2 protein-coding genes are annotated in these 3,541 nt (G+C 67.9%); both read right to left on the bottom strand.

The genetic code is table 11. The features are described from left to right. Positions 1–451: 451 nt before the first annotated feature. Positions 452–1,825, bottom strand: a complete 1,374-nt coding sequence (locus ACPCUW_RS19940) for a GAF domain-containing protein (protein WP_423426390.1) — start codon at positions 1,823–1,825, stop codon at positions 452–454. A 147-nt stretch (positions 1,826–1,972) separates the two neighbouring features. Then, the gene (gene mftF, locus ACPCUW_RS19935) at positions 1,973–3,370 is read right to left on the bottom strand and encodes a mycofactocin biosynthesis glycosyltransferase MftF (RefSeq protein ID WP_423426389.1); all 1,398 of its coding nucleotides are present in this window, start codon (positions 3,368–3,370) and stop codon (positions 1,973–1,975) included. Positions 3,371–3,541: the final 171 nt, after the last annotated feature.

Genomic DNA, 3,541 nt, shown 5'->3' with positions numbered 1-3,541 from the left:
CAGAGCCTCCTCGTTTGACGAAATACCCAGCGACCGAACGCTTTTCGGGCAGCACGAAATAAGCCCCGGGCCCCGCGCGACGGCGCGGACCCTGGCTTTGCCACGGATGGTTCGGCGAATACACCTCACGCGATCGCGTAGGTGTGAAAGAGCGAAATGGTTTGTGTCTCAGTAATTTCGGTGAACCGGTGCGGTCACCAACTCATCCTCGAACTCGACTTCCTCCAACATCGCGGCCCCGAGCTCCCGCGGCCTCATCTCCTGCATCGGCCGGTGGCGACCCGCGCCACCGTTCATGCAGCGAACACTAGGCCGAAGACTAATAAAAAGGAATCAGTTCCTTCAAAAAAACTCGGACTAGCGTCCAATTCGGTCGATCTCGGGGCAGAGATGTGCCCGAAACCACACTGTGACCTGTTTGTGTGAGTCAGGACACTTTCAGACGCGGAGCCTACGAGCCGAAACGTTGCATCTGCGTTGCATCGGCGCCCATCCGCCGGTCGAGCACCCGAATTTTGGCCTCGATCTGGGCATACAGAGCGGAATCGCGATCGGCGGTGGCTCGATAGGCCACCCATGCGGCGGCATCGTCACGCCCCTCGGCTCCCGAGGTCCAACGGCTCAGCACGGCCGCGTCACCGGAACGTAACACTGCGGTTCGCAGCCGCACCCGCAATTCATCGCGAATGTCTATAACTCCGGGAGCGGTCGAACGGGGCAGCACCGGTCCGGTGTAATGACGGACCGCACTGTGCACATCACCGGAGTCCAGTGCCGCGCGCAGCGCCTCCACATCCGTGGACACCGGCACCCGCAACCGATACGGCCGCGAGCCGAAGACGTCCGGGCCGACCACCGAGCGCAGCCGCGACATGGCGGCGCGGATGGTGGCGTTGTCGAGGTCGGTGTCGTCGAGCAGCAACGCCAGATGATCGGCGGACAGACCTTCGGCGTGTTCGGCCAGCAGCAGCAGGATCTCGGCATGCCGCTGCGACAACGCGATGCGCTCGCCGTCGACCGACAACTGCGGCTGGCCCAGCCCCAGCACCTCCAGCGCCAGCCGGCCGGCGGTCCGCGGCGGCGTCGAATGCCCCACGGACGCACGGCGATCCGCGCCTCGTTGTTCGGTGCGCACGGCCGCGAGGACCAGATCCATTTCCGCCGCGGTCGCGGCCGCCTTCACCAATGCCAGAATCTCCGGGCGCGCGACGCGCACGCCGCCGGCGATCATCAGCACGCCGACCAACCGGCCGTCCGGATCGTGGACGGGCGCGGCCGCCCCGGTGAGCTGATGCATCCGGTGCAGAAAGTGTTCGGGGCCGTGGATCCAGGTGGCGCGCCCGGTGCGGACCACCAGTCCGACCGCGTTCGTGCCGATGCGGCGTTCGGACAGGTCGTCGCCCTCGCGCAGGCCGACCTCGGCGGCGGCCTCGACCCGGTCGGGATTGCCGTGCACCGACAGCACCCGGCCGAACTGGTCGGCGACGACCACGATCAGGCCGATGCCGGTGGCGTCCTGCAGCAGCAGCTTGTCGACCAGTGGCATCACCGCGGCAATCGGATGGTTGTCGCGGTAGCGCTGCAGATCGGCGCCGCGCAGACCGCGGCCGTCGAGTACGTCCATGGGGTCGACCCCGCCGCGCAGACTGCGCAGCCAGGACTCCAGAACCAGCGGACGCAGCAATCCGGGCAGCTGATTGAGCTGATCACCCCCGACGCTGAGGTAACCGTGGGCCTGAGCGGCATAGGCTTCCAGCGCACCGAGCTGTGTCCCGGGCTCGACCCTGCCCTCGGGACGGTTATCGCCTGTGAGATTGCTGACCATTTGCCTTTCTTTCCCGTCCCACACTGTACCGGCGGGTCAGGAAGGGCATGGGCGAAGCATACGGTTTGTCCGACAGGTCACACCAGCATCGGAGCGCGGCGAAATGTGAGGTAGACGGCATATCGGGGCCCACTGTGACCCCGGCCATCAATGCCGCGGAACGGCCGGGCGCAGCGCGGCCACGTTGCGAGCACGCAGCGCACCCGACCAGAGGCCGGTCCCGTAGGCGAGGTCGTCGAGCCGCTTGCACATCAGATACCGCACCGGATCCAGGCCGCCGGCATCGCGGTGGGTGAACCAGTCGGCCAGTCCGTCGGCGATCGCCAGCGCGATCGCCAGCCGGCGGATGCGCCGGGAGGCGATCATCGCCAGCACGGTCACCGGCCAGTAGTGCCGGCACAGCGCCGAGACGATCCGCCACACCCCGGCGGAGAATCCGCGGGCCAGATGGATGGCCGCCACCCGCGTCGGATTGTCGAGTTCGGCGAACACCCGCCGCAGCCGGATCAGCGCGGCGAGCAGCGTGGCGAGCCCGCCCAGGATTCCGGCCCGCGAGGCGGTGGCCAGCAGCGCGGTCGCGGCGACGGTCCAGAACGGCACCGACAGCGGGGCGACCATCCCGGCGTGGCGCCGGGCCAGCGGCGCCGCGGCGGCGCCGTGAGAAACCTTGCGCCCGAACCACTTACCGAACGAGGCCGGTTGATCGCAGGCGACGTGCGCGGCGGGCTCGTAGCGCAACCGCCAGCCGGCGCGCTCGAGTCGCCAGCACAGATCGATATCGGCGGCCGAGCGCATCTGCTCGTCGAATCCGCCCTCGGCCAGCAGGGCGTGCCGCCGCACCAGCAGGGCCGCGCCCGGCGCGTACGACACCGAGCCGCGCGAACTGACCGCGGTTTCCCGGCGGCCGAAATCCAGCGACGACCGCGCGCTCTCGTAGCGGCCCAGCACACTGGCATCCGGCTCGCGCGCGACGATGCGGGGCGCGACCAACGCGACCTCGGGATCGCTGAAATGGCCGAGCATGACCTCCAGCCAGCCCGCGCGGGGGACCACATCGGAATCCAGGAATGCGACGAATTCCGTTGTCGCCGCCCGCAGTCCGGCATTGCGCGCGGCGACCACGCCCTGGCGTGCATCGTGGCGGAGCACCGTGACGCGACAACGGCCGCCGGTGCGCGGAATCCGAACCGGCCGGTCCGAACCGTCGTCCACGACCACCACGCTGTGCCCGCGCAGGGTAGAGAGCAGCCGCTGCAATCCGGCGGCGTCGTTGCAATGCGGCACCACGACCGTGACCTCTTCCGGGGAAGGAAGCAGGCGCGGACGCGGGTTGGCCACCCCGGAGTCGAGCAGCCGTCTGGCAACCACTGCGGACTGGGGATCCGTCACTTCGAGATACCCGTCACCGATCAGGGCGGCCGCTTCCGGAGCAAGTTTCAGCAACCTCGTCGGCGAGCCACCGACCAAGAGCCGTCCACCGGAATAGGTGCGCACCCGAGGATCGATTCGCACCCCGAACCCGTTGGGCAGTCGATCATGGCGCATTCCAAGAATGCTATGCGCTAACCGCCCTCCGGGCATCCCGTGTCGAAAAAAACGGACCGAATTCGATACGAATCCGGCGGCAACCCACCGGCTCCGGCGTTGCGTGGGTGTCAATGACCATCGACGCTATCTGGCTATCGCACGGCAACATTCGCTTCATGATCAACGAGA

This window comes from Nocardia sp. AB354 (genome assembly GCF_049538315.1).
Lineage (GTDB): Bacteria > Actinomycetota > Actinomycetes > Mycobacteriales > Mycobacteriaceae > Nocardia > Nocardia nova.
The sequence above is the reverse complement of the archived record's forward strand: the minus strand, read 5'-3'. Positions and strand labels throughout refer to the sequence as shown.